Origin of the sequence: Ktedonobacter racemifer DSM 44963, assembly GCF_000178855.1 — a bacterium.
Lineage (GTDB): Bacteria > Chloroflexota > Ktedonobacteria > Ktedonobacterales > Ktedonobacteraceae > Ktedonobacter > Ktedonobacter racemifer.
In genome coordinates this window covers 2,430,233-2,456,048 of sequence record NZ_ADVG01000001.1, presented here as the reverse complement: position 1 = coordinate 2,456,048, position 25,816 = coordinate 2,430,233, and the positions used below count along the sequence as shown (strand labels likewise).

The 25,816-nt window shown below is 51.6% G+C and carries 18 protein-coding genes and 3 pseudogenes; 7 read left to right on the top strand and 14 right to left on the bottom strand.

The genetic code is table 11. The features are described from left to right. Positions 1-59: 59 nt before the first annotated feature. The 3 genes and pseudogenes from KRAC_RS10640 to KRAC_RS79415 form a co-directional block, all read right to left on the bottom strand. Positions 60-1,224, bottom strand: a pseudogene (locus KRAC_RS10640) (RNA-guided endonuclease InsQ/TnpB family protein). Between the two features lie 317 nt (positions 1,225-1,541). Further along, complete coding sequence (locus tag KRAC_RS65695; protein WP_075164200.1) at positions 1,542-1,895, bottom strand: GlcG/HbpS family heme-binding protein; 354 nt, start codon at positions 1,893-1,895, stop codon at positions 1,542-1,544. Positions 1,896-1,979: 84 nt separating this feature from the next. Next, positions 1,980-2,117 (bottom strand): annotated as a pseudogene (locus tag KRAC_RS79415) (GlcG/HbpS family heme-binding protein); the annotation flags it as partial. Between the two features lie 175 nt (positions 2,118-2,292). Between KRAC_RS79415 and KRAC_RS10625 the strand changes: the two are divergent. Next, positions 2,293-3,612, top strand: a complete 1,320-nt coding sequence (locus KRAC_RS10625; RefSeq protein ID WP_007906815.1) for an RNA-guided endonuclease InsQ/TnpB family protein — start codon at positions 2,293-2,295, stop codon at positions 3,610-3,612. A gap of 271 nt (positions 3,613-3,883) precedes the next feature. Beyond that, positions 3,884-5,122 (top strand): RNA-guided endonuclease InsQ/TnpB family protein, encoded by a 1,239-nt coding sequence (locus KRAC_RS10620; RefSeq protein ID WP_007906814.1) that lies wholly within the window; start codon positions 3,884-3,886, stop codon positions 5,120-5,122. Positions 5,123-5,357: 235 nt separating this feature from the next. Here KRAC_RS10620 and KRAC_RS10615 read toward each other — a convergent pair whose 3' ends face one another. Then, on the bottom strand, positions 5,358-6,491 hold the full coding sequence (locus KRAC_RS10615; protein ID WP_007906813.1) for a glutathione-independent formaldehyde dehydrogenase: 1,134 nt from the start codon (positions 6,489-6,491) through the stop codon (positions 5,358-5,360). 303 nt (positions 6,492-6,794) lie between these two features. On the opposite strand from KRAC_RS10615, the gene KRAC_RS78200 reads away from it, so the two are divergent. Continuing rightward, positions 6,795-7,124: a transposase gene (locus KRAC_RS78200; protein ID WP_052568144.1), complete on the top strand. Its 330-nt coding sequence runs from the start codon at positions 6,795-6,797 to the stop codon at positions 7,122-7,124. A 240-nt stretch (positions 7,125-7,364) separates the two neighbouring features. Here KRAC_RS78200 and KRAC_RS10605 read toward each other — a convergent pair. The 8 genes and pseudogenes from KRAC_RS10605 to KRAC_RS74490 all read right to left on the bottom strand — a co-directional run bounded on the left by KRAC_RS10605 (position 7,365) and on the right by KRAC_RS74490 (position 18,140). After that, positions 7,365-8,886: pseudogene (locus KRAC_RS10605) on the bottom strand (zinc ribbon domain-containing protein). Between the two features lie 173 nt (positions 8,887-9,059). Further along, a complete protein-coding gene (locus tag KRAC_RS10600) occupies positions 9,060-9,902 on the bottom strand; it encodes a CPBP family intramembrane glutamic endopeptidase (RefSeq protein WP_007906802.1) in 843 nt (280 codons plus the stop codon). Positions 9,903-10,380: 478 nt separating this feature from the next. Then, complete coding sequence (locus tag KRAC_RS10595) at positions 10,381-10,779, bottom strand: hypothetical protein (RefSeq protein ID WP_007906800.1); 399 nt, start codon at positions 10,777-10,779, stop codon at positions 10,381-10,383. Between the two features lie 85 nt (positions 10,780-10,864). After that, a complete protein-coding gene (locus KRAC_RS10590; protein ID WP_007906799.1) occupies positions 10,865-12,325 on the bottom strand; it encodes an acyltransferase family protein in 1,461 nt (486 codons plus the stop codon). Between the two features lie 123 nt (positions 12,326-12,448). Beyond that, positions 12,449-14,656 carry an ArnT family glycosyltransferase gene (locus tag KRAC_RS10585; protein WP_007906797.1) on the bottom strand — a complete coding sequence of 736 codons (2,208 nt, stop codon included), beginning with the start codon at positions 14,654-14,656 and terminating at the stop codon, positions 12,449-12,451. A 42-nt stretch (positions 14,657-14,698) separates the two neighbouring features. Continuing rightward, positions 14,699-16,018, bottom strand: coding sequence for an ArnT family glycosyltransferase (locus tag KRAC_RS10580; RefSeq protein WP_007906795.1), 1,320 nt, complete (start codon positions 16,016-16,018; stop codon positions 14,699-14,701). A 530-nt stretch (positions 16,019-16,548) separates the two neighbouring features. Further along, positions 16,549-17,883: an integrase core domain-containing protein gene (locus tag KRAC_RS10575; RefSeq protein ID WP_007906793.1), complete on the bottom strand. Its 1,335-nt coding sequence runs from the start codon at positions 17,881-17,883 to the stop codon at positions 16,549-16,551. Between the two features lie 83 nt (positions 17,884-17,966). Further along, positions 17,967-18,140, bottom strand: coding sequence for a hypothetical protein (locus KRAC_RS74490; protein ID WP_211221262.1), 174 nt, complete (start codon positions 18,138-18,140; stop codon positions 17,967-17,969). Positions 18,141-18,496: 356 nt separating this feature from the next. Here KRAC_RS74490 and KRAC_RS61255 point away from each other — a divergent pair, with 356 nt between their 5' ends. Further along, positions 18,497-21,778, top strand: a complete 3,282-nt coding sequence (locus KRAC_RS61255; protein WP_007906791.1) for a S53 family peptidase — start codon at positions 18,497-18,499, stop codon at positions 21,776-21,778. A 287-nt stretch (positions 21,779-22,065) separates the two neighbouring features. Next, entirely contained in the window at positions 22,066-22,281 is a 216-nt protein-coding gene (locus KRAC_RS73680; protein ID WP_040442271.1) for a hypothetical protein, read from the top strand. 525 nt (positions 22,282-22,806) lie between these two features. Here the strand turns inward: KRAC_RS73680 and KRAC_RS10555 are convergent. After that, entirely contained in the window at positions 22,807-23,202 is a 396-nt protein-coding gene (locus tag KRAC_RS10555) for a hypothetical protein (protein WP_007906790.1), read from the bottom strand. Positions 23,203-23,704: 502 nt separating this feature from the next. Between KRAC_RS10555 and KRAC_RS10550 the strand changes: the two genes are divergently transcribed. Continuing rightward, on the top strand, positions 23,705-23,899 hold the full coding sequence (locus KRAC_RS10550) for a hypothetical protein (RefSeq protein ID WP_007906789.1): 195 nt from the start codon (positions 23,705-23,707) through the stop codon (positions 23,897-23,899). Between the two features lie 718 nt (positions 23,900-24,617). Here the strand turns inward: KRAC_RS10550 and KRAC_RS75770 are convergent. Next, entirely contained in the window at positions 24,618-25,034 is a 417-nt protein-coding gene (locus KRAC_RS75770) for a hypothetical protein (protein ID WP_040442267.1), read from the bottom strand. On the opposite strand from KRAC_RS75770, the gene KRAC_RS75765 reads away from it, so the two are divergent. After that, positions 25,006-25,800 (top strand): hypothetical protein, encoded by a 795-nt coding sequence (locus tag KRAC_RS75765; RefSeq protein ID WP_244422006.1) that lies wholly within the window; start codon positions 25,006-25,008, stop codon positions 25,798-25,800. The two genes, KRAC_RS75770 and KRAC_RS75765, sit on opposite strands and share 29 nt — an antisense overlap. The last annotated feature ends 16 nt before the right edge of the window (positions 25,801-25,816 follow it).

Here is a 25,816-nt window from a genome sequence, read left to right as displayed (position 1 = left end):
ACACCTTTTGTTGTTCCTGTTTCATCCGTAGGGGCCTCAAGGCCGAAGCCTTTTTGGTCTTACCCCGCGTCCGCAGGCAAGTTTACGTCCTCGTCTGAGCCAATACCGGTGACGACTTGGTCAATGAGCCCGATCAAGTGAAGGGCTTCCCGCAGGATATTCTGGCTCGCATTATGATCGCGATCTTGCGGGAACTGAGAATAGGGGCATGATGGATTCTGGCAGAGGAAGGTGCGATCTTTGAGCGTCATCGCTTCCCACTTCCAGCCGCAGCAGTGGCAGGTCTTACTCGAAGGAAAGAAGCGTCCCACCTTGATCACCTGTCCACCCTGCTGCTCTACCTTCGCCCCGAGCAGGGAGAGCAGCTTGCCCAATGCTGCGTCAGAGAACGAACGAGACAGCCGCCGATTCTTGAGCAACCCGCTTCCGGTTGAGGTCTTCGATGCCAATGCTTCCATAGCAATTGGCAAGCCTGGTTGTGAGCTTGTGGAGCACATCGTCTCTCAGAGAGGTAATACGATAATGGAGTCGTGCCACCTGTCTACGCGCATTCTCGCGGTTTTTTGATCCCGGTTTGCGGCGATGCAGTCGCTTATTGGCCTGACGCAATTTTTTGAGCGCCGTTTTGAGGAAGGCTTGGTTTTCGACTCCCTCTCCTGTACTCAAGGTGGCCAATCGGTTCAGTCCGACATCGATACCAACAGCGGCTGGTTTCTTCGCCGGGATCGCATCTGGGAGTTCGACCTGGAGAGACACAAACCACCAGTCTGCTGTTTTCGTGATGCGTGCTCCTCTCACGCGACCTTTGAAGCGCAGATTTTCCGCCATGTTGACCCATCCGAGCTTAGGAACCCACAGACGATGATCCCCCAACTCGAATTGATCGTTGGCAAGGTAAAAGGAGGGTTTGTTTTGTTTCTTGCTCTTGAACTTGGGGCGTTTGGCTTTGCCTTCAAAAAACGCGGTGAAGGCTTTTCCTAGATCGAGAAAGGGCTGATCTGAGGCGTTCTTCGTCACCTCCCATGTCCAGGGGAATTGCACCCGCCGGATCTCGTTGAATTGCTTCTTGAGTTTCAAGGCAGTGGGTTTCTCCCCGGCTTCGTATTGGCGGTTCCATTCGGCCAGCGCCCAATTCCACACAAAGCGTGCAACGCCTGCGGCACGAGCAAGGGAGTTGGCCTGCTCAGGTGTGGGATGCAGTCTGATCTTATGGGCGCGAATCATGCGGTTCTGCTCTTTCTCTTGCCTCCTATTTTCTCAAGTATAGGACAAACGTTCTCATGTGTCAAGAAGCTCGAAAGTGTGGCGTCTTGCCCACGGTTGGTCCCTTTTCCCACTTTTTTGGGAACAGTTGCGTTCTCTTTTCTCAGGTGTCGAGCTTCTTCTTCCATCATGCTCGTAGTTTATCAGTTTTGTCCAGCTCTCCCCGAGGAGACCTGGGTAGTTACATCTTTTCCTCGTGGACTATGCTCATATACACCCTCAATTTGCTGAGCTTTAATTTTTTGCAACACTACCTGTGCGCCTGCCTGCAGATAAAACTAGAAAGCTTCCGCTCCTGCCATTGCTACCGCGTGGTCTTGCTCGCCCGAACCGCCGCTAACACCTACGGCACCAACAACCTTCCCATCCCGTTTAAGCGGAACACCACCCGCAAAGATCATGACCCGACCATCATTGGATGCGTGAATGCCGAAAAATTGCCTGCCGGGTTGGGATTGTGTTGCCAGATCCTTCGTGGTAATGTCGAAAGCTCGTGCCGTAAAAGCTTTCTTAATAGAGATATCAATACTACCGATCCGACACCTCGCCGTGTGATGTTGGACGTATATGGTCAGTCGAAATGAGCAAAAAACGAAGGCGGAGGAGACGGTTCGTTCAGCTCCAGAGGCCATTTCCCCTTTTTGAGAAGCCCACTTTTTTGCTCATTTTGACTGACCACGGGCGTCAAGTATCATGTGACGGAGTGTCCTACCGATCCAGGCTTCATCCATACGGATATGAGCAACCAGGTTCCCTCTCGCATCGGCCACCGCTATATTCATAGGCTGACCAATTTCCTGAGCCTTTTTCTCGGCAGCATCAATAACTCTTCTTGCCTCATTAAGCGTGACCATCAAAATCTCCTTCTTTCGTTTATTCCACCAAATTATTTCAGCAAACTGCCGCAGGCGTCCCTTGCTTTCAAGCATGGGGAGGAATGCGGCGTTCCTTCTTTGGGGCATGGGGCGGGTGGTACTTTCACATATTTGTGCAGTTAATATTTGTGTGAACATCTGCTATACTCCTGTCATGAAACAGATCATTATCGCCAAGCTCAAACTGCATACCGAGTCTGCCCAGTTCGCAGCATTGCGCAAAACGCAACTGGCCTATCGTGATGCCTTGAATTATGTGAGTCGATACAGCTTTGAACATGGCAAGATGAGCAATCAGCGCGCCTTGCAGCGTGATTGCTACGATGAGATCCGTTTGAAGTTTGGCTTGCCTGCCCAGATGGCTTGCAATGTGCCACGTCAGGTCGGGGCTACCTATAAAGGGCTCTGGACCAAGACGAAGCAAAACGCCGCCTTGCGCTCGGCAGGCCTGACCAAGAAACGCTACAAGGGCTTGGATCAGGCTCCCACGTATGTTTCTCCGACCCTGACCTATAACTATCACCGTGATTATAGTCTCAAGTCCAACAACCAGGTCAGTATTCTGACCCTGGATGGACGCGTGATTGTCTCCTATACGGGCTACGACAAGCATGTGGCCTTGATCCAACACGGGGCAGAGATCGGAGCAGCAAAGCTCTGGTACGACAAGCCACACAAGCAGTTTTACTTGCTCATCAGTCTCGAACTTGAGAGAGCCGATCCTACCCCAGAGAGCCACAGTCATGTGGTTGGTGTTGACGTGGGACAACGCTATCTGGCGGTGACAGCCACTCCCAACAATGAGGCCGCCTTTTATTGCGGGAAGGCTGTACGAGCTAAAGCTGACCATTATGCGCGACTGAGAAAACGGTTGCAGAAAAAAGGCACTCGTTCCGCTACTCGCCGTTCGGTGATCCTGAGTGGACGAGAGAGACGGTTGAAGCAAGATGCCAACCATCTGATCAGTCGGCGCATCATAGACCAGCATCCGCACAGCATCATCGGCTTGGAAGATTTGACACACATTCGCGAACGCACCAAACGCAGGAAAGGCCAAAAGGCGAGCAAGAAGCAACGCAAAGCCAACAGGCATGCTTCGAAATGGGCATTCGCTGAGTTGCATGGCTACATTGCCTACAAAGCCACGATGGCGGGGAGTATGGCAGTGAAAGTGGACGCCCACTATAGCAGCCAGGCTTGCCCGATGTGCGGCTATACCGATCCTTCGAATCGCCCCAACAAGGGACTCTTGTTTGTGTGCCAGAGTTGTCACTATACGCTCCATGCCGATCTGGTCGGCGCGAGAAATGTAACGATGCGAACGCTGCTCACCCGGCAAGACTGGATGAGCACGGGGACGTTGTTGGTGTCCCCTGATGTGTCGTGCGATGAAGCCAAAGCACTACGGCAGCAACGCTATAGTGAGTTGCGGTGGAGCACAGACACAAGCCCCCGCCGCAGAGGCGTGGGGTGACTGACGTTTTATGGGCTTTAGCCCGCCGCAAGCCGCAGGGATTTATCCCTCGCGGTCAGGCGTCCCTGGTTTTAACCCTTGCTTGTTGCAACGTTGCTAAATTAGTGCTCTACTAGCAACATGAAAGAGGAAATTATAGCAACCAATACCCGCTATCCAAAGCAACTCCATGATGCTTTGGTCCGATTAGCGGGAAAGCACAAGCGTTCATTTAATGCCGAAGTCATGTGGGCCTTAGAGCAATACGTTGAGAGAGAGGAGGGGAAGCGACATGTATCAGATCAAACGGGTCAAGATCGGCAAGACGAAACAACTTGAAGAACTGGCCCATGCTTGCGGCGAAGTCTATACCGCTACCCTTGTCTCTTTCTGGCGGACTGTCAGAAAAAAGGGTATCTGGCTCAAGCCCAAGCATCTGATGCGATGGCACAGTTCCAACACACTCCATGCTCATACGGCTGATGCCTGCGTGCAATCGTTCTTTGCTTCGCTCAAAAGTTGGAGGGAACGGCGCAAAACGGACCCGACTGCCAAGCCACCACGGCGGCGTAAGTGGTACTTTCGCATTGAGTACAAACGCTCTGCTATGAGGATGAAAGATGGCAAGCTTCTCCTCTCCAATGGCAAAGGCAATGAGCCTCTTGTTCTCGATTGGCCTTGGACGATGCCACAAACACTGGTGATACGCTGGACTGGCACCGAGTACGAAGCCATTGCAACCTATGAACCCTGCTTCTTGCCAGTCCCAGAGAACGGAGACAAGATCGCTGGTATCGACTTAGGTGAAATTCATATGGCTGTCAGTCACGATGGGGAACAGACCTATATCCTCAATGGACGGTTACTCAGGTCGAAGCGGCAATATCGGAACAAATTGCTAGCAAGGTTGCAAAAGAAGATTGACGCGAAAAAGAAAGGCTCGCGTCGTCGCAAAAGGCTTGTCCGATCAAAGCAAAAACAACTGAAGAAATTGGCAAATCAGATCAAAACTATTGAGCATCAGAGCACGTCAAGATTGATCTCCACACTTCAGAAAGACGGTGTGCAGACCTTGGCAATAGGTGATGTGCGAGCTATTCGACAAGACCTCGATGTTGGCTCCAAGAACAATCAAAAATTGCACCAATGGTCCTTTGGCTCTCTTCGACACAAACTCACCTACAAGGCTGAAAGAGTCGGTATGGTGGTAGAGATACAGGAAGAGTCTTATACCAGCAAGACGTGTCCTGTCTGTGGGAAACGGCGCAAAAGCCCGGTTCAAGGACGCAATTTCTGTTGTACGAACAAAGCATGTGGGTGGAAAGGGCATCGTGATTTGGTAGGAGCCTGCAACATTCGGTACAAGTATCGTGGGGAAATGGGTATCCCTCACGTAGTTGGGGCTGATATGGCTGCCCCCATCGGTCTGAGGTTCATGCCTCATATCGGTGTAGCTCGCAAGGAGGAAATGTACTTGCGAGAAGCCGCTGGTCTGCGAGACCATGCGGAGAAGTCACTTAATACTCTGTAAATGCTTCTATCCCCGCACGGACGACGCGCCTCAGTACTTCCTATCAACTTCTTGATGGGGTTTACTGAGGCTCACTTGATGCCTATTGCTCTGCCAAACTTCGATTGACGGATTCGGCGAAAGAGTAAAAGCGCCACATTGGTCGATGATTCTGTGTCAAATGAAGCTTGGCAGAGCACTATGAAGCACTTTTTGTGCCTCTCTTTTTCCTGTTTGTCGCAATTGCCGGACGAACCTAGGGCTTGAGGATGACCTTCGTGTACCCTTCGATACGCTTGTCGAATTTGTCGTATGCTATAGGTGCATCGTTGAGCGGGACCACATTTGAAACGACAAAGCTGGGCTTCGCGCGACCGGCAATAATCAGGTCACGCAGGTGGCGGATGTAGTGCTTCACATTGCACTGGCCAGTGCCCACCTGGAGCCCTTTCTCCCAGAGTTTGCCAAAGGGAAGAAGCAAGCGACCCTCTTTCGCGTGGGGATCTACCCCCCCCGGATCAGACGGTACATACAGGCCAGGAACCCCCAACATCCCGGTTGCATTGACAATCCGGATTAACGAATCCAGCACGGTGCTGGGAGCTTCTTTGTTCTGACCTGGCGCAACTCCTTGATATCCAACCGCGTCGATTCCCTTGTCAACACCATCTCCATGACGCATATCGCGAATCTGCTGCACTGGGTCGCTCTTGCTGAAATCAATGGGAATGGCTCCGATTTCTTTGGCTTTTTGCAGGCGTTCAGGAACGCGATCAACAATATAGACTTCGGCAGCGCCACGAATGAGAGAGCTATATGCGGCCATGAGACCTACCGGTCCTGCTCCAAAGACCACAACAGACTCTCCCGGCGCTACCTGGGCAAGCTCCGCCCCGTGGTAACCCGTTGGGAAGATATCGGGAAGCATGGCAAAATCTTCCTCGTGCTCCGTCCCAGCGGGTAGTTGAAGCGCATTAAAGTCCGCGAAAGGTACACGCAGGTACTCGGCCTGACCGCCAGAATAGGGACCCATTGCCACATACCCGTATGCGCCACCTGCAAAACCAGGATTGACGGTCAGACAAAAAGCGGTGTAGCCCCTTTCACAGTTTTTACAAAAGCCACAGGCGACATTAAAAGGCAGAACCACTCGATCACCTTTGTGCAATGTAACGACGCCTGACCCCACTTCTTCTACAATACCCATGTTTTCATGGCCGAAGACAATCCCTGGCTGCGCAGCGGTTCGTCCCTCATACATATGCAGATCTGAACCACAAATACAGGTAGAAGTGATGTGTACAATGACATCATTGGGATGCTGGATCTTTGGGTCTTCTACCTGTTTGACGGCGACCTTGAATGGTCCTTCATACACTAAAGCGCGCACAGTAACCTCCCTAGTTGGTGCGTTATCGGCTTTGATCTACTACACCCGACGTTAGCGGTTGAAAGCATACCCAGGTTCACAAGGGTAGCACGTCGCTACTTGATTGAAAAAATGTGACTCATCTTCAAGGGTGCTCAATACATGCCTCCTGCCACTCCTGCTAGGAGTGAAGAAGTGATACACACGCTTTACGTCCTTCTCTTTTTCCCTCTCGTTACATCATATGCTACCAAAGAAATCTGAGAATCAAGGAAGATGAGGGTAAGATCACACTGAAATTTCTCTCGAGGAGCGCCTCTCAATATGCACCGTTCTCTCTCACCGTGCCTGCCGAACAAACGCAAGACCTGTGGGCAAATCGTGATTCTGGACAATTTGAACACGCATACTGGAGAAAACGTTCGACGAGCTATCGAAGCACGAGGAGTCCAGTTTCTGTTTCTGCCCGCCTATTCTCCCGACTTGTCACCAATTGAAGAGGCATTCTCCAAACTCAAAGCGTTTCTCCGCCGGGTGGGAGCACGTACTCCAGAAGCCTTGCAGGAGGCGATCGGGCAAGCCCTTCTCACAATCACTGCGCAGGATGCCCTGGAATGGTTTACGCATTGTGGGTATCGCCCAGATCTGTGTTGAGACGCTTCGTTGTTTTCTCTGGGGAGAGTGGTGAGGAGGTTCTCTCAATAACAGGGTGGACAAAAGCATTGTTGCTGGGGGAGAAAGCCACGTATAATAGAGTGAGAAGGCAGATGAAGCGTGGCAAACGGTGATGGATGATGCCATCACCGTAACTATTGTGACACTCCGCATGGGCTAAAGCCCAGCAGCTTCTGACACGGCTCCGTAAGCGCCTGCGTGAGACATGTCCCGTAGGGACTACTCAAAATGGAGGCGTAGTGTGGTAGCCATATCTGAGAGGCGCAACCCCCCCTGGGCGGTGCCAGGCCCGTTGGCGTGATCCCCTTGCCTTGCTTGAGCAAGAGATGGTTGCCCTTCGCGTTCGGCATCCTGAGAGATCCCAACACCTGGGTCTTTCGACCCCCTCATCGCACATCGCGAACGAGCATGAGGCTTTTCCTTCAACGGTTCTTGGGAGCGCTCGATCAAGCGCTGCCCGATTCTCAGACTGGCATTGCGGTCAGCATGGTCGCGCATCTGGCATTGTGAGCACAGGCAAAGCGCCGCGCCGGGCGTGTATCCCTCAACCGGCTCGCCCTCATTGTAGCGAATGACGGGCGCGTGACAGCGATGGCATTCCCGGCTCGTATTGCGCGGATTGACGCGGCACGTGATGAGACCACCTGCATTCCACGCCTTGTACTTCGCGTACTTGAAGATGCGCCCTGCGCATCCAGTAGGCGCGTTTCCTGTTGCCGCGGCGCGAATACGTGCCTTTTTCCGGGCGCAGGTTGCCTAGATGCTCGAAGACCAGTATGCTTGCTTGCTGCTCGATGGCGAACTGGACAATGCGGGCGCTCACCTGGTGCGCGATCTGTTCGTCCACGTGCCTGATTTTGGCCCAGAGGTCGGCATTGTCCTGTTCCCCTTCGGCAATGATGCCAGTCTGAGATCGGTTGTGTGCAATACGTCCAAGCAGTTTCTTCCTACAGCCCGATACCGCTGTGCCATTTCCAATGAAGGAAGTAGCCAGGATGGTGCCGTCAACCGTCTGGACGCTGCACACAGCCAGATGCTTGTCGAGATTGAGATCCACCGCGCAGAGACGTGTCTGGGCGGTGGTGAGTTGCTCTCCGCTCTTTGCGGGAGCCTCGAAGGTCTTCTCAATGGGAGTATGTAACCACCAGCGATCCCCTTTGCGAACAAGCTGTGGACTGCCCATCGCGTACCCCTCGGGAATATCGCGAGAAAGCGCACCAATTTTGAGCCAGGACCAGCACGAGCCAGTCCACACTCTGAGCATGATGGAGTGCTGAGAGCGTTCTTTCCACAAGCCCGCATAGAAGGAGGCCGACTTGTTCCAGGTGCGCGGCGGGACCGGTGGCCGCTCCCTGAACGGCTGCTTCTTCTTGCCCTTTTTGCATGGTTTGGCCTCGTGCTTCTCTTTGCGTGCTCGCCACTGTTTGAGCGAGGAGAAAAAGGCGCGAGCAGAGCCAAGGGCCGCATTGATGGCGGCGCGGCGGAACATCGCGGGGATATCCGGGGCGATGTCGGAGAGGGGCAGAATGGGATGGGGGTTCTTCTCCGTCGCATGGGTGAGTTTCTCCAGGGCGGTGAGGGCCTCCTTGCTCTTGAGAGAGAGGATGCCCTCATGGGCCTGGATGACCTCAAAGTAGAAGGCCACGACACGATTGTAGAGCGCCTGGTGCTCCGCGAAGGAGTGGGCTGCCTGTGGCGGATACTGCAACGCTTGTCTGATTGTTTTCGTGGCTTTTGCCATTTTTTGTACGTTTCTCTCAAATAAATAGATTGTGTCTCTTGTAGAGTATACTCCAATACTTTGGAGTTGTCAAACATATGTTCTATCTTGTGCTATGCAAGGGCTAAAGCCGGGACACGCCTCACTGCCGCCGTTGAAACGGCGCAGCTTGCGGCGGGCTAAAGCCCGTTGTGTCACAATGATTGGTGATTACTCTCTGAAGGCCCTATCATAGGTGTCGTGTTACGCAGAAGAAAGGATAGGCCGAGCGCCACAAGCCAGACCAGGATAGTTGTAACGACCCAGAATTGTAGACCAACCTGTGCTAACTGGAGGATGCGGGGAAGTACATCAGTAGCCGCGTGTAGCATAACTACTGTCCACAGGCTGCTCGTGGATCTATTGAAGAGATGGGTGTAAATGAGTGAAAGGCCAACAGTAAGCACAAGAAAGAGTGGGTAAGGCATCGTCGCCACCTCTGGATTGATGTAGAGAGGAAGGTGCCAGAGCCCCCAGATGAGACCAAGCACCAAGCCCGCTGTTACTGGCCCAGGCAGCACTGACTGCAACAAGGGTAGGGCAAACCCACGCCAACCGATCTCCTCACCCGAGTTGATAACCATGAGGTAGACATACGCCACCAGGATAAAGAGCGGCGAATTCGCAAAAAACAGGTTCGAGAAGGAGCCGTGGGTGCTCAATAGAGTGACGACGAGTGCAATCATGTAGATGATGGGCATCAGCAACAGTGCCAAAAGATACCAGCCAATGGAGAAACGCCAGATCGTATAGCGTTTGAAAAGCGCGACAACGCCTGCCTTTCCTCGTACCCACCATAACACAATGACCGCCGACATGGCTGGCGCAAAGAGTCCCAGGATTGAGAGGGGCTGGGGAGACATGGGATTCAACATAGCTGGTAGCCAGGCTAGCCAGGCAATCACGAAACTAAGCACGAAGAAGACGATCAACTGGACGTGTATAGGGATTTTGGCTTTGGGAGAGACAGCCTTCTCTGATATTTCAGAGTGTACCATAAAAAAATACCTTTCATACTGCAATATTTATTTGCTGTGGCGAATAGGTGAATATCCAGGCCTGAGCAGCCCGTTCACGACAAATTCGATAACGAAGATAAGCGGCGTAGCGAGAGATATCAGCGCGAAGTATACCAAGAGAATTTTTTGTGTCCCCATACGGGCTGCGTGAATGATTGCTCTTTAGATGGGAGAACCCCTTCAGAAACGTGAGACATTACGTATTCTTTCCCTCATGTTTGTCGAGTACTACGTGTTGTTTTATTTCTATCCATAAATATATGTTGCTTCTGTCGCGCCATTATCACTAAATTGTCGTGATTCTGTCACAAAGTGTAAATGCCACAAATCTCATGAGAGAATATGCACAATTGTGCTAGTAATGAGCGAGCTCATTACGGACATTGAAGGTGTATAGCGAGCGCAATAGCATTGGCTCAACGCGCCTTTCATCCCCATGGCTGAAGCACAGGGGCTTTCAGGCGCGGGAGTTGGTAAATGCTGTCACGAGCCGCTTTTGCTCTGCCTCGAGTTCTGCGCGACGCTCTGCGATGCGCCTGGCGTCCTCATTGCTTGCCAGTTCCTGTGAACAGCTGTCTGCAATCAGTTCGCGCCAAGGCTCAGGCAGTTCAATGCTGCGCAGGATGTCGCCGAATTGATGGATGACGTTCGCTGCTTTGACCGAAAGCGATTCGGGAAGAGGGCAATCGAGTTTGCGGACCTTACTCGTCTCCTTGTAGTAGGGGATACCTTTTGGGATCATGACGCGTAAGGGGCGACGGCAGGCCGCGCACACGATGATACGGCTAAACTCATGGGGGCGGCGTTGTGCTTCTTTCGTCGGACGGTGAATCTGGCTGTTCTTGACTTCCCTCATGTGGTTCCAGAGCTCATATGGCCACGCTGCTTGATGCTTTCCCTCGACCAAATCGCCGTCGTTTGCTCATGCTTGCCAACCTGGCCTAGACCTTTCTGCTCGAACTCAAGGAGTGCGAAATCTTCATCTCTATTGATGTGGCTGTTGCTTCCTGTGTAGGTGTAGGTATAGAGACACCTCTTGAGTGTTCCTTTTTCGGCTTCTCTATTTTCCGAATAAGCATCTCACCCAACCGCATTCCTGGCATTTCCATCCAGCGATAGAATGTCAGTGAAATGGGGAAGATGATAAAAAAGACCCAGGCTAGAAGGGCAATAAGTTTCATGCTATTTCCCAACCCATTGAATTGATTGATGATGCTTTCCTTGAATAAGAGGAGTAAAGGGTAATGCCACATATACAAGCTAAAAGATATCAAACCAATCCAACGTAGAACTATCCACTCAAATGGGCGTTTAAGCCGACCAGCATTATACAGCAGTGCACACATACAAAGGCCATAACAGATGGAATACCCTATAGATTGCCATTGTGCATATATTTGCTTAAGCAGAGCTCTATAGGAATCCAACACAACAAAAGTTGAATGATAATCCGCACTGGTATAAAAAGCGAAGAGAGCAAGAAAACCCAGGATGAGTAGACCCACCAGGAACATCCAGGGACTCCAACACTGGAGTCTTGTCTGCCAGCGCGTTCCTTGCGGAGTATTTTGTGTATAGACATAGAGCAACGCAAGCAACATACCTACGGCAAAGCATTCAAAATATTTTCCATTATCGCCATAATAGTATGGCTGCAGGGCGGCTAAAACGTTCTGTGGAAAATGGGTGGCAGATAAATCAATAAATAATCCCCACCAACGCGAAAGTAGCCCCCATCCTAACATGGCCAGCAAGCAACCAATCAATTTGGTTATACGCCAGCGCAATGAGCCACGACGCACAATCAAACTGAGCACCCATGCAATGAGCGGCAGAAGCATATAAAATTGAAATTCAACAGCCATTGTCCAGAATGGTCCGTTTAACTGGTCGGGGAGGCCAGCTTGCATGCTAAATGTAAAAAACTCTAATAACTTTACTCTCTGAGCGGTATGCAAGAATTCGGGATGAAAAAACAAAACCATCAAAATTATCGCAGCATAGTACCCTGGAACTATGCGAAAAAAGCGGCGAATATAGAAACGCGAGATAGACGGCCACTGCCTATCAAACAAGAGAGCCTGAGCAAATGGCAAAAACAAAAGAAAGCTGGAAAGTAGAAAGAAGAGAATTACTCCTGATCCACCAAAATTTAATAAAGCTGCGAGCAACACTTGAATTGTTCCGGAAGGATGCCAGAGACCAGCGGGTAAAATGACATGATAAATCATATGATGTAAAAGAACAGCCAGGCAAGCTACAGCCCGCACTCCATCAAGCACAAGAAGATGGCTTTTCTGCTGCTTTACCTCTAATGAGGCCGTTACTTTTTGAGTATACTCAAACCACTTTCTCTTGAGAGAAACTTGCAAATCTGCAAGAGATGAATATGTAGTACTCACTCTTTACCTTCTCCTGGAAGAATTATCATGCAAATAGCGTTGCACTATTGAATGCAGGCGAGAATAGTATGCGTGAAATCCATTTCACGCATACTATTCTCGCGCTGTTCTAGATGATCGAGATCACAAATGGGTAGATACCGTAAGAGTATCCGTACCATCTGTTGCTTGCAGCGACTCTGGTGTACCTTGCCATTGGCAGGTCTCAAAGTGCAACGGCCCAAGTGTAATCACTTCAGGAGCGTTGACCAAATATTGTGAGCTCATACCAAACGATCGAGCTGATGCTATGTTGGGGTCAAGCGGGAATGTCGCTATAAGCTGATCACCTGGACGGATAGATGTCAACAAGCAGGTACTTGTTATAGGTGCTGCCCCTGCCAGATTAGGCGCCACGCTCATACTGTAATTATAGGTGACAAGCGACTGTGGCTGCGCGGCATGGAGGAGCGTCCAGCGAGTTACCAGCGTGGGTTGGCTCTGGCCTTCCAGTTGCTGTACCTGCGCATCGATCCCCTGCAACTGATTGGCGAAACCATGCTGCGTGGAAAGAGTATGTCCATACGGATACGGTGTGACGATATACAATTTGAACGGCGTGCTACCCGAAACGGGGGGCTCATCAACCAGCACAATATTCGCATATTCTTTGAGCAAGGCAGGAGTGAGTACATCGGTTGAGCGCGTAAGCATTACCGCTGGACCTCCCTGAGGTGAGGGCATCACCAGGCAGCGCGAAGACTCAAAGAGCGTTGACGGCGTATGCATCTGGCTGGCAAGATAAGGAAAGCCAGCAAGTAAGGCGTCAAAATCGTCATTAACCGAAAGCGTACTATACACCCTGCTGATATGATGTTCCTGAGCTACCTGATCGGCCTCTTGAAAAGCGTGTTCAAGCGATCCGATATCGTTATACCCAAAGATATGATTATTGATGCCATTCGTCATATCAACGAGTGATGCAGAGCTCCCTATCAATTGAACAAGCAGCACAACACTCACAACAGCATAGGTTCCATAACGCACACTCTTCCAGAGTCTTATGGGCTGTTGCGTGCGGAACCAAGCAATTGCACGTGTGATAAAGACCGCAATGAAGATAAATGGTCCTGGCACAATCACTAGCAAGTAATGCAAATGAACAGGTGGACCATGACGAGTAAGAACCAGCACTGGTACAATTTGCCAGAGCAACATGATTAACAGCCCACACGCTAGCGAATCAGCGCGCAGATTCTTCCACCAGGTCCGTGCACCGATGAATAGCCGGGCAATGAATGCAGAGAAAGAGGATGCATGTCGCATCTTGCCCGTGCCAGGTACATTTATATTTCGCAGCACCCCCCAGATAGCCAGCGCAAATCCACCTATCAAGCAAAGCTCTAGAATAGCCTGCATAATGCGCAAGAGCTTGAGCAATGGAAATACCACCGAATGAGCAGTTGTTGTGGGATCGTAAATGGTACTGCCATGTAGGTATTTATCATCATAATAGAAGGCATTGAGGAAGCGTTCATAAAACACCAAGGCTCGATCATCAATGTGAGCAGGAGCACCGCTCTTGCCAAAGAGGACCGTAAAATCGGAGAAATGCGTTGTTTTTTCCCAGACTAGAAATGGTGCATAGATAATCAATAGCGCTATGCAGCCAAGAACGACATCGCGCAGGCGAATGGTTCTGGGTGCGAGCAAGATGGCAAGAAAGAGCGGAACAGCGAGAAAAAGGGTGAGGGAATGCAGTTGAGAGAGAATACCGAGCAGCAACAGCGCGGGAAAAAACCAGCCTTTACGCTGCTCTACCACACCCCAGAACAGAGCAAAGATAAAAAGAATAGCAAAAGGTGCGATCAGACTTGGTTGCCAGATAAAGCGGCTAAAAACAATAGTTGTCTGGGCAGTTGCATAGAGCGAGGCTGCGATAGTAGCTGCAAGCCGCCCATAATAGCGGCGGGTAAAAATATACGCCAGAAGAACGGCGATAACGTTGAACAATCCTGTCCAAATAGTCGCCCACAGTGGATCAGAACTGATTGCAGCGGGAATCATCAGCAAGTAGACGGCTATAGGCGGATTCATGGTATGAATCGACGAGCCATTACTCGTCGCCGGGATCAAGCCATAATGCACAGCATCATATGCCATACGGAAGAGAATTGTCTGATCACCAGAAAATTCAGATGTATCCATCCTATACAAGCGCAGAACTGCAGCAATAATGACGATAATATAGATTTCCCATGATAATAGCCAGGGACGTAGTGCCGCCCACCTGCTTTTTGGTGGTGTAGTTCCAATAGGCGATGATTGCTTCTGTTGTAACGTAATATTCATAAAGAGGATTTCAGCCCTTTCAAGAGCAACTGTTACTCTACACTACACATTCACTGCTTCGGCTTCGGAGTCGGGCTCGCGTATAACTGAGCCGCGTCCTTTTCTAAGGAGAGAGCGTAAGGTGCCTGACTCAGTAGATGTAAGCCACCAGATTGCTCCCCCAGCAAGCAGAACCAGCAGTGGCTCTATAGGTGCGCGAAATCGCGAAGTGCCATAAAAAGCGACGCAGAGAACAATTGTCAACCCTATCACAAGATAAGGGACCAACAGTTCTCTCCATTTTGAGCGCAGGGTTACTACCAGACCACAAGCGGCCAAAAAGATTATGGCAAAAGGAGTAGTAGTCATCAAGTTCCAGAGAATCTGCGATGATAAACGAGTGGGAAACTCTCTCACTGGTAACCCCTCTTCCGAAGTATACGGTCGCCACATATTGATAAAATGCTGAGAGAATAGATAGGGCAGTTCTCCAGGGTGCGTGCGTATCCAGTGATAAGCATAGGTGGTCTCACCTGCGTCAGAGTAATCAGTGAGCGGTGGCCGTATTTTACCCGATGCTACCCACATACCAGTATAACCGAAAAAGTCCGAGGTAACGGCAGTGTCATTATACGATCCCGCCAATACTGCTCCACCTCCTGTCGCCACCAGAATGAATTTGTGACTTATTTGATAATTTCGGATAGTCCAGGGCGCAATCAGGCCAAAAGCCAGACAGGTAATCACGAGCACTGCCTGCACCACTTTGCGCCAGGGGAGCATACGTATTCGAATCGTAAATACGGCCCAGATCAATACTAAAACGAGGAGGCTTATCCCATTGGGGCGTGTTAAGGATGCACATGCCAGAGATATGCCACAACTGATCATCCAGCCAACACGGGGAGTGCGTTGTAGACGGAACAGTGAATAAGCAAACCCCATCACAAAAAATGTGTAGACAGATTCTGTATAGAGCCAACCATCGTAAATAAATAACCCTGGATAGAGTGCTGCAATAATACCCACCACCAGAGCTATCCTCTTATTGAATATATCTCTGGCAAAGAGGTAGGTGATTACACAGGTGCCTGAACCAAGGATACATAAAAAGAGGCGCGCGTATGAATTATAGGTCCCCATCACAGTGTAGATAGCCGCGATCACAAAGGGCCAGAATGGTGCTCTGCCGGTATCAGGAACATGGCTTTGCAAGCAGAAGCAATGCTCAGTATCGAGATGAATTGCGAGGTTATTATAAAAACCCGCATCAAATTCTGGCGTGTATCCATGGCCCACTGTCATGTTGTAGAGAACACGCACAAATAGTGCGAGGCAGAAAATACCTACGGCCGGAAAATAAACTGTCAAACGTTTTCTCATGGAATATCCCTCTGCAAATTATTCCTATAAAGTAATGGCGACTCTCTCCATGCTTCGAATAGAAAGATATAACTATTTAAAACTTTCATTATGAAAACGAGCGCCTGGAGAAGAGTGTAACTCAGAAGCGACATTGTAGGAGTATTAGCCATTGGTGCTAGTTGAAGTGGTCACAACAATCGTGCTCAAGAGAGAAGAACAAAAACCCTCTCGAAAGGACGAATCGTTATGACCACCGAAGACATTATCATCCATGTGTGTATGGCTCACTCACATCGTCAACGGGGTGGGGTACCAACATCGTGCCAACGGATGAGCAGGGAAATGATGGGCTGAAGCTTGAACCGCATCTGCCTACTGTTTCTTTCAAACAAGAGAGAAGAGAGCTGTTATTATTCTGATTCATTCATTATCTCTTTAGAAGAGAGAAATAATGAAATGTTCTTGATACAGGAAGAAAAGATGCAGTTGGAAGAAGCGGGTGCTGTCCGCCCTTGTGCAGGGAGGCTTTGGACTGCAGAGTAAGCGACTTAGGACACACGCTTTGTGCGCTCTTGCAAGGAACGCAAGCGGTGCAGCGCCCGCGCTTGCTGAACCATGTACTCCACAAAGCGGGCAAAGGAGCATGAGCCTCCAGAGAAGCCGCGTAACGGCACCGTTTTGAGCAATGACCCTTCGTGCCAGATGAGCAAGGAACGGCTTGCCGCCTCAATTTGCAGCGTCACGCGTTGGCCTGCTCGATGCACGTCCACGTAGTACCCCCGCAGGTCCAGATGCACTTGCCCGTGAGCATCGACTTTGCGCTCCACATGAAACCCCTCAAATTGCTTCAGCCAGCCATCGACCTCCACCTGCTTGGGAGGCCGCGGCAAGGGCGCGAGGTCCGGAAAAGCCACCAGTGGAGGACGGTTCTCACAGGAACGTGCTTGGTTGGGACGCTCGGCATTGTAATGGTCCCTGAAGGCTTGCGTGGCAGTCCGGGCCTGCTCCAGGGTCGAAGGCCGTTCCACGCTCACACATTCCTGCTGATACGTTCGATGATACCGCTCGACAAATCCATTGTCTTGGGGGTGACGAGGAGGGCACACATGCATCTCAATGCCCAGGCACGCTCCAAAGCGCAAGAGGGCCGAAGGGAAATCACTGCCTTGCGGAGCACCAACCGAGCGTGGATCGCGATCCAGCATGATGCGGCGGGGCACCCCGTAGCGTTCGATCGCTTGTGCGAGGGATGCGAGCAAGGTCTCTGCCGTGAAATCAGTGCGCACCTCGCTCCACAAGAGGATGGAAGTGCCCTCATCCACAATATTGAAGGCTTCGGCCACATGTTGCCGCTTGCCAGTTGGCTCCACTGGGTCGTCCTCGACGGTGCTCACGTCTTTGAAATCGATCTGCCAACACGAGAGCGGGGTAGGACGTGGCAAGTCCGGCGGGTGCGAACGTGGCGGACGAGCAGCGATGCGCTGTTTCCGTTTGAGAATCTCATAAACGGTGCGAGTGGAGGTGGGCAGACGTAAATGGCTTTGCCACAAGGTGAGACGCCGGGGCAGATAGTACAGGATGGCTTTCGGTCCAGGGATGCGGCGCAACCCTTCGGGTGGTTCGTCGCGGATGGCAAGGATCTCGGCTTCGATCTCGGGGGCAATGCGCTCCGGCGGGTGCTGACGGGCTCGTGACTGGCCCAGAGCGATCTGATGCAGTGCCTCCAGATCCCCTGTGGACACGTGTTGCAAGCGAAGGCACCACTTATCCACCCAGCTTTTGGAACGGTGCAACGCGTCAGCGTATTCCTGATGGCTCCAGTCGGGATGCTGTTGGATGAGGAAGTACAAATTGATGCGATCAGCGTAGTACGAAGTATTCATCGGGTCACTCCTTCTATGGGTTCGGACCAACCATCACCCACTGAATCTACTCCCTTCCCGCTTGCTCAGCCACCCCACCATGCCTAAGTTCGGCCACGATGTTGGTATCCCACCCCGCTGACGATATGAGTGAGCCATACAATGTGTTCTGCCTTGTCGACGACCAGATGCAAGAGGTCCCCAAGCATAGCCAGGCCAAACTGTACCCAAGCGAGTTGGTCACGATCGGCTTGCTGTTCGCTCTGAAAGGAGGCCACTTCCGCACCTTTTATCGCTGGCTCAAACGAGACTATGAGGCCTTGCTCTCATCGGAAGCTTGCTGTATTCCTGTATTCCTTCCCTCACAATGATCTGCTTCTCGTCTTTATCGCACTTTTTCATGTTGAATCGCGCCTGGCGCAGCAAGCCTGGAAGTGAGCAAGCAGAACGTGCGTAGAGACAGAATTCCAACATGAAATCATATGAAACCATATGAAACATATTGAAACACTCTCTGTGGCGGGATAGCCTAAAAAGCCTATCAGATAATATAGAATGTGATAAATCCAGGCGCTTTTACGTATAATAGCTCAGATTAATATATTCTTTCTTATGAATATTTAAAGGAGTTTCAATGACCTCTCTCCCCTCGCAACCAGAGAAGAGAATGTGGGCAAAAAGCGCGTGGATCAAACGCAAAACTGTCGCTCTGCCTCTGCTCTGTATGATCATTTTTGGTATAATTATCAGCTCGCGTCTGATTGGTAATACCACCAGCGCCAGTGCCGCCAGCCTGGTGCCTCTCACCGGGCATGTGCCAAGCCTTGTGAAGAACAGCACACTGGTAGGGCCAGCGGATCCCAGCCAGAACCTCTCGATCTCGATCGATTTGAAGCTGCGCAACGCCGAAGCGCTCAAAGTTTATGCAGACAACACCATCCATTCGCGCTCGACGAAAAAGCCACAGCATCTTACCCAGGCTCAGGTCACTGAGGCTTTTGCGCCTCTGGCCAGTAGCCAGCAGACGGTGATTGACTATCTGCAGGGTTATGGTTTTACAGTAACGATGACTCTTTCACAGCACTTAGTGATTGGTTTCAAAGGCACTATCAGCGACGCAGAGAATGCTTTCCATATCCAGATCGATAACTATCGATCTTCTAAAGGAAAAAATTTCTACGCTCCTGCCAGCGATCCCCAGGTGCCATCCAGCCTGGCGGGATTGATCCAGAACATCTCTGGCCTGGACAATGCGGTAACTTTGACCCACCCACCTGTTACTAAACGTTCGCCATCGGGTCAGAGCACTTCCAATGCGCTGACCAGTAATGCTGTTACCTGTCGTACAGCGGCGCCAGGTCAACCGCTTCTGCCCTCGCAGGTTGCTACAGCCTATAACTTTAATGGCTTCTATAACGCAGGCTTCAAGGGTGAAGGGCAAACAATTGCCCTCGTCGAACTCGATGATTACAATTTATCGGACGTTAAAGCCTATACGGGCTGTTATGGCGGAGGCAGTGTGCCGATCAACAAGATTCTTGTTGATGGCGGCAATGGCGGCACTGGTAGCCCCCCTTCAGTCAACGCTTTCGAGGATGAGATGGATATGGAGCTCATCCTGGGTATGGCACCTCACCTGGCGGGTCTGAATGTCTATGAAGCTCCCAGGAGCCTGCAGGGGTTACATGACATATTTGCGCAGATCATCAATAATGCCGCTATTCCGGTGATCAGCACCAGTTGGGGGATCTGCGAGAGCAAGGCTGGTTCGTCTTACCTCAACGCGGAAAATAATCTTTTTATGCTAGCTGCGGCTCAAGGGCAAACCATCTTCGCCGCTTCTGGAGACCGTGGCACAAACGACTGCGGGGATACTCCTCAACCCGGGCAGCCGCCTATACAACCCTCCGTGGATGATCCGGCATCGCAACCCTATGTCACAGGCGTTGGCGGCACAACATTGGGCCTGAATGGCGACAATACCTACAATTCTGAGTCAGTCTGGTATACTCCTGGTACACCCGCTCTTTCTTCTGGCGGCGGGTTGAGCAGCGTCTGGTCTCAGCCTTCCTGGCAGCAAGGACCCGGCGTGAACAATTCCTATTCCAATGGTAAGCGCGAAGTACCAGATGTAGCGCTGGATGCTGATTGGAATAACTCCGGTTATCTGGTTTATTGCACGGTGGCAGCATCTTGTTCTGGCTATACCTGGTGGTATGGTGGTGGTACATCGGCGGGAGCGCCACTGTGGGCTGCGATGATGGCCCTGACCAATCAGAAGTCGCTGCATGATGGTGGCTTCAATGTGGGCTTTATCAACCCCCTGCTCTACCAGGTCGGTCAGAGCGCCAACGGCACTTTGTACAGCAATGACTTCCATGATGTCACTACTGGCAACAATGATACCATCGATAGCACGGGCCAGTATCCGGCCACAGCCAACTATGACATGACTACGGGCCTGGGCAGCTTCAATGCCTGGAACCTGGGTCAGGACCTGGAGACATTGGCCACTGCTCAGAGCGGCAGCCGGCAGGCACCAGCCAACACTACCTGGTACTTTGCTGAGGGCGCGGTTGGAGGGAGTTACAAAGAGTACATCACCATTCTCAATCCCTCCATTACCAATGCCAATGTGACCGTGCAATACTTCTTCCCCAATAAAGCTCCGGTTACCATCTCGCATGTTGCCCCAGCCAATCTACGCTCCACTATCAGTGTGAATACAGATCTGGGGGTGAGTCCGACCGGCACGCTCCAGGCGCACTCCACGCTGGTGACGTCCAGCGTACCAGTGGTGGTTGAGCGACCCATGTACTTCAATGTCTACGGCGTTCCTGGTGGTACCGATGTGCAGGGCACCAACAGTACTGCCACCAGCTTCTACTTCGCCGCTGGTGACGCACGGGCAAGCAGCTCGGCGACCTCTCATCAGGTGATTGCACTGCTTAACCCCACGAGCACAGCGGCTAACGTAACGGTAAACTACTACAGCGGCGGTACCCTTGTGGAAAGTGATCCGGTGACGCTCCCCGCGCAGTCACGAGGGACGGCCACTCCAACCAAACACGTCCAGGCGGCCATTCAAGTTACCTCTGATCAGCCCATCGTGGCCGAACGCACTGAGTACTTTTCAGGAACTGTGCAAACAGCCGGGGGCCTGACCACTGGCGCTTCTTCGACGATGGGAGTGACCAGCCAGGGCACCGACTGGTTGTTTGCTGAGGGCTACACGGGGACCAACTTCCAGGAAAACCTGGTTCTGGGCAACGTCAGCTCGACAGCGACCACCGCCACCATCAAGTTGGAGTACACCAACGGCACGGTGCAAACGGTCAGCAACGTTGCGGTGCCAGCGATGAGTCAGGTGATCTTTGACGTGAATAACGCCAATGGCCATCCCAACTGTAGCCCGACCAGCACGCCGTCCTGCACGGTTTCCAACAGCGTCTCGATTGAAGTGACTAGCGCTAATCCGATCGTGGCCGAACGGGTGCAGTACTTCCATTTCGGGCTCAACGGACATTCGTATCCGGGCATGGATGACACGGTGGGTCAGCCGGGTCCAGCCAGCCAGACCACCTACAGCTTCTCCGAGGGCTCCTGTGGGACCAATTTCCTCGACTGGTTGACCCTGCAAAACCCGAATGGAGGCAACGTGGTGGCCGTGATCACGGTCTTTGCAGATAATACAATTGTCCAGAAACAGATCACGTTGCATGCCCACAGTCGCACGAGCATGTTGCTCTGTGATATCGTCAACCCGCTGGCAAATGCCTACCCCAACTCGGCAGGTTACACCGTCTCGGCGGATGTGCAGTCCATTGGTGGACCAATAGCAGTTGAGCGACCCCTATACTTCTCCTTCAGTGGGAGTACTGGTGCCAGCTCCATCTTCGGCTACACTGGCCATTGATCAGCGGCATTTGTTTCTATCTCAATCGACGAGGAGCGGCCAGTCAAGCCGCTCCTCGTTGATTATTGCGCGATTTCTGGCCAGAAAATTTTTCCACGGTCGTGGAAGATCACCGTAGGCTTGCCAAAGCAGGGCCAGGAATGTTTGCAATCATAGCGCTTTACCAGATCTTCTTTTCTCTCCATTGCCTATTTGACCAGCCGCATATACTCTTCTTCTTTCAGGCTATCGAGTGAGAGAACTCCGGCAAGGATTGCTCCGGTTTTAACACATACCATGCCAGCAGCGTGAACTCGGCGTGTAATGGGAGTGCCATCCTGCGCGACGATGAACAGGTCTATGGTGTGCTCATCAACCTGGCATTCCTCAGCGGGGAAAGGAATAGAGAGCGTGTAGGAGTATGGGGAGATTTTATCCCTGAGTGGATGTTTGAGCCCGGAGCGGGCTTCAGTAACGCCTTTCTCATTAGAGAAGGACTCGATGAGTACGAGACTTGCCGATAGGTGGGCACTAAAACGGGTGCTCCACTCAATTTGGTCAGCTTATCTGCGAGATCTTTGAGTTCTATACTTTCGTATATCGCCTTGATGGTTGGACGCAGTGGTTGGGTGTACATTTTGCGAATCAGTTCCTGTGAATGAGCTTGCCCCGTTTTCGTAGAGTCTCTCCAGGTTGGAGTTGAGGAGCCATGCTCGCTGTGCCACGACCGATGTGTGTGCAATTTATGTGATAGCAGCCACGAAAATCTCTAGATTCCCTGTCCGCGTATCATTCCAGAAGGGATAGAACACATCTGGCCCACTGGCGAGGCCCTGTTAATTGCCAATCCACCAGGAAAAATCGCCACCGGATGAGGCCAGCTCGGGATCGAATGGCTGATCGGTGACAACTACTGGCCCTTCCAGATAAAGACTTTGCGGACGCGAGCGCGCCAGAACCACATTAATGCGCTCATTTGCATAGGCAAACGCGGAGACCGCGATGATCCCCGCCTTACTCTCAATCTAGACTAGATACAAGTCCTACTCCTATTTTTGCACTTCTGGTTGCATTGAGCGTGTCTGCCTAAAATCGATAAAGAGCTGGATAATGAGAAGCAGTTCAGCTCCCTTCACGAGTACATCGAATGGATCCCACGCTCCGCCTGCGCTTGGGCTACCAAAGAAAAACCATAAGATAATGGTTAACAAGGTGTAGCCGAGAAACAACAGATCAACGATTGCGTGAATCTTTTTAAATTGGGGCAGAACGAAGCCTACAAGCAAAGCAAGATAACCAAACCCATTGAGTAAAAAGATGAACCTGAGAGACTCATCGGGTTGAGAAGCAAGGTACAGATGAGCACCAGCAGTCAGGAGTCCAAGGGACAGAATGCCAGTATAAAAAGTAATCGGCTGAGGGCGTGACAAAGTAAGTTCTTTCATACCAATGAACCCAACTTTCTTTCTCTAAAAGGTACAATGTAGTGCTCGTTAATAACGAGTGGACTTCATTGACGTACTCAGCACAAAATTAAAACCCAAGGAGCTTATACTTGCACCTTCTAACAAAAACACAATCTTACCACACATTCCTGCTGATCATGCCTAAATGCTATGGGGAGTGAGCCTGGCATAAAGGTGCAGTATTGCTCAAATTGATTAGAGCTTACCGGTCTCTTTCCTGGTGGCAACAAGAAAAAGACATCGAGCAGGCACAGTACTGGTACGTTTTTCTAGTGAATATAAACAAGGTTTTTAATGTAGATTACGAATTCTATTCGACTGCCACAATTATTCTTGTAGCTTTATGATGATAATATCATCAATATCCTCATATTACAAATTCTTCTTACACTCTAGTCCCCAGGTACTATCGAGATTTCTAATCAAATATTGCTTATATCATTACAGATATAAGCAATAAATTTAAAATTATCAATGAGGGATGGCGTTCCGCCTGGAATCCACCCCCAAGGGCAATCTGCTAAGTACCGAGACCCGCATTCACGCGATGGACCCAGAGACAATGCGGGCTTTCACGGCGTACTGGTTCGTCATCCGCCCGTTTAGCGATGCGATTCGTCGGGAGGTCTTGAGAGTAGTCGCGCATCGAGCGGAAACGGCGCAAAGGCCGCATTGATTTGCAACGAGTCAGCGATAGCGGTCCAGTCCGGGTCCGTAATGCGGCTCCGTTGCTGGGTGACCGTGATTACAGAGAACGGCCCAGAAAGCCCCGCTTTTTCTAAGGCGGGGATGAATGGGCGTTCCTTTCGGGCTGGTTGGGTGGAGGGGAAGCATCACTCTTCTTTCGTACTGTGTTCTCCACAAGATGAAGAAAGATCATCGTCTTCTCTTGTTTCACGCTTGCGCGCGAAACTCCTTTCAGTCAGAGCGCCGGATCCGGTATCCTTCTCTTCGACCTAACGTAATCGCACGGAGTTGCTTCTCACGAATCCATTTCCGAACGGTACGTCGTCGAGTGACCGGAAGAAGCCTGCCCAACTGGAATAGCGGTGTAGACATGTGAACGTGTGGAAAGACACGAGAGACGGGCAGCCGTCCTGTCTCTTTCTCAAGAGATACTCTGCATCGGAAGGCAAAGCACGTCATGAAGCGAGCCCGCGACACCGACCTTTCTTCTTGAACTCCCCCTCCAAGTCGATTGGAGCCAGGAACGCCATGTACGTGCGCACCTGGAAGGTGCTCGGTGCCTCTACAACGCTCTGCTTGCTGAAGCCATGAAGCGGCTCCGGTGCATGCGCAATGATCCTGCTTGGAACAAGGCGCGGGCTCTCCCACACTCGCACGAACAGAAACGCGCTCAGGCTTTTTCTGCCTTACGCACAAAATACCACTTCTCAGAATATGAGATGCACGAGTATGCCAAGCGTGCCCGTGTCTCCTGGATCGTCGACCACATTGAGAGCACGATGGCTCAAACCCTTGCGACTCGCGCCTATCAGGCGGTCAATCGGGTCTGTGTTGGGAAAGCCAAACGAGTACGCTTCCGCAGCAAGGGACGTGGCATTGATAGCGTGGAGGGCAAACGCAACGACGCCGGCATGCGCTTCGTGCTGGACCCCAATGCGGGAGACGGTGGCTTCCTGATCTGGAACCAAGAGGTCATTCCGACGATCATCGACTGGCACGATCCCGTGATCCAGCATGGTATGCGCCACAAGATCAAATATGTCCGCCTGGTCCGCCGCAAGGCTTCCTCGCCCTCCGCTCAAGGGGCCGATCACGATGGCAACCGCTATGCGCGTCCAGCTCATCTTAGAGGGTCACGCACTCATCAAGAAAAAGCACGTGCAGACCGGAACCGACACGATTGGTCTGGATATCGGCCCCTCCAGCCTTGCCATTGTGTCGCGCGAGGGCAAAGCCGATCTGGTCACGTTCTGCGAGGAATTAACCCAGAACGCCCGAAAAAAGCGGCGCATCCAACGGAAAATGGACCGGCAACGCCGCGCCAACAATCCAGAAAACTACGATGAGCAAGGCCGGGTGAAGTCGGGCAAACGCCTGCGTTGGAAGGAGAGCAAGCGGTACCAGGCGACCAGGAGACAACATGCCAATGCTGAGCGCAGACTCGCCGCACACCGCAAGAGTCTGCATGGCAATCTGGCTCATCGCATCGCTTCGGTGGGGAACACGATCACCATAGAGAAAACCTCGTTCAAAGGATGGCAGAAGCAGTATGGTCGGAGCATCGGACTTCGCGCACCAGGGATGTTTCTAGCGCATTTGACTCGCATAGTTGCAAAAACTGGCGGCACCCTGCACGAAGCCTCAGCCTACCAGACCAGACTCTCTCAGTACTGCCAGAAGTCGGGGCAGTATCACAAGAAGCCAAGATCAGAGCGCTGGCACCAATGTCCTTGCGGATTCGGGCCGGTGCAGCGTGATCTCTACTCGGCATTCGCGGCTTTCCTACCTGGAACCGCAGCAAACGATCCCCTCTCTCACCCAGCCTGTCTGGGAAGGTGCGGAGCCGCGCCTGCAAGCCGTGATGGAGGAGCTTCAACAACGTGCGAATGAGGGGCAGCACTTGCCC

Excerpts from the sequence above, each read along its gene's own strand:
- KRAC_RS65695 (WP_075164200.1), bottom strand. The coding sequence starts at position 1,895 with ATGGCCTCTGGAGCTGAACGAACCGTCTCCTCCGCCTTCGTTTTTTGC.
- KRAC_RS10625 (WP_007906815.1), top strand. The coding sequence starts at position 2,293 with ATGAAACAGATCATTATCGCCAAGCTCAAACTGCATACCGAGTCTGCC.
- KRAC_RS10620 (WP_007906814.1), top strand. The coding sequence starts at position 3,884 with ATGTATCAGATCAAACGGGTCAAGATCGGCAAGACGAAACAACTTGAA.
- KRAC_RS78200 (WP_052568144.1), top strand. The coding sequence starts at position 6,795 with ATGCACCGTTCTCTCTCACCGTGCCTGCCGAACAAACGCAAGACCTGT.
- KRAC_RS10600 (WP_007906802.1), bottom strand. The coding sequence starts at position 9,902 with ATGGTACACTCTGAAATATCAGAGAAGGCTGTCTCTCCCAAAGCCAAA.
- KRAC_RS10595 (WP_007906800.1), bottom strand. The coding sequence starts at position 10,779 with ATGAGGGAAGTCAAGAACAGCCAGATTCACCGTCCGACGAAAGAAGCA.
- KRAC_RS10585 (WP_007906797.1), bottom strand. The coding sequence starts at position 14,656 with ATGAATATTACGTTACAACAGAAGCAATCATCGCCTATTGGAACTACA.
- KRAC_RS10580 (WP_007906795.1), bottom strand. The coding sequence starts at position 16,018 with ATGAGAAAACGTTTGACAGTTTATTTTCCGGCCGTAGGTATTTTCTGC.
- KRAC_RS10575 (WP_007906793.1), bottom strand. The coding sequence starts at position 17,883 with ATGAATACTTCGTACTACGCTGATCGCATCAATTTGTACTTCCTCATC.
- KRAC_RS61255 (WP_007906791.1), top strand. The coding sequence starts at position 18,497 with ATGACCTCTCTCCCCTCGCAACCAGAGAAGAGAATGTGGGCAAAAAGC.
- KRAC_RS10555 (WP_007906790.1), bottom strand. The coding sequence starts at position 23,202 with ATGAAAGAACTTACTTTGTCACGCCCTCAGCCGATTACTTTTTATACT.
- KRAC_RS10550 (WP_007906789.1), top strand. The coding sequence starts at position 23,705 with ATGGCGTTCCGCCTGGAATCCACCCCCAAGGGCAATCTGCTAAGTACC.
- KRAC_RS75765 (WP_244422006.1), top strand. The coding sequence starts at position 25,006 with ATGGCAACCGCTATGCGCGTCCAGCTCATCTTAGAGGGTCACGCACTC.
- KRAC_RS75770 (WP_040442267.1), bottom strand. The coding sequence starts at position 25,034 with ATGAGCTGGACGCGCATAGCGGTTGCCATCGTGATCGGCCCCTTGAGC.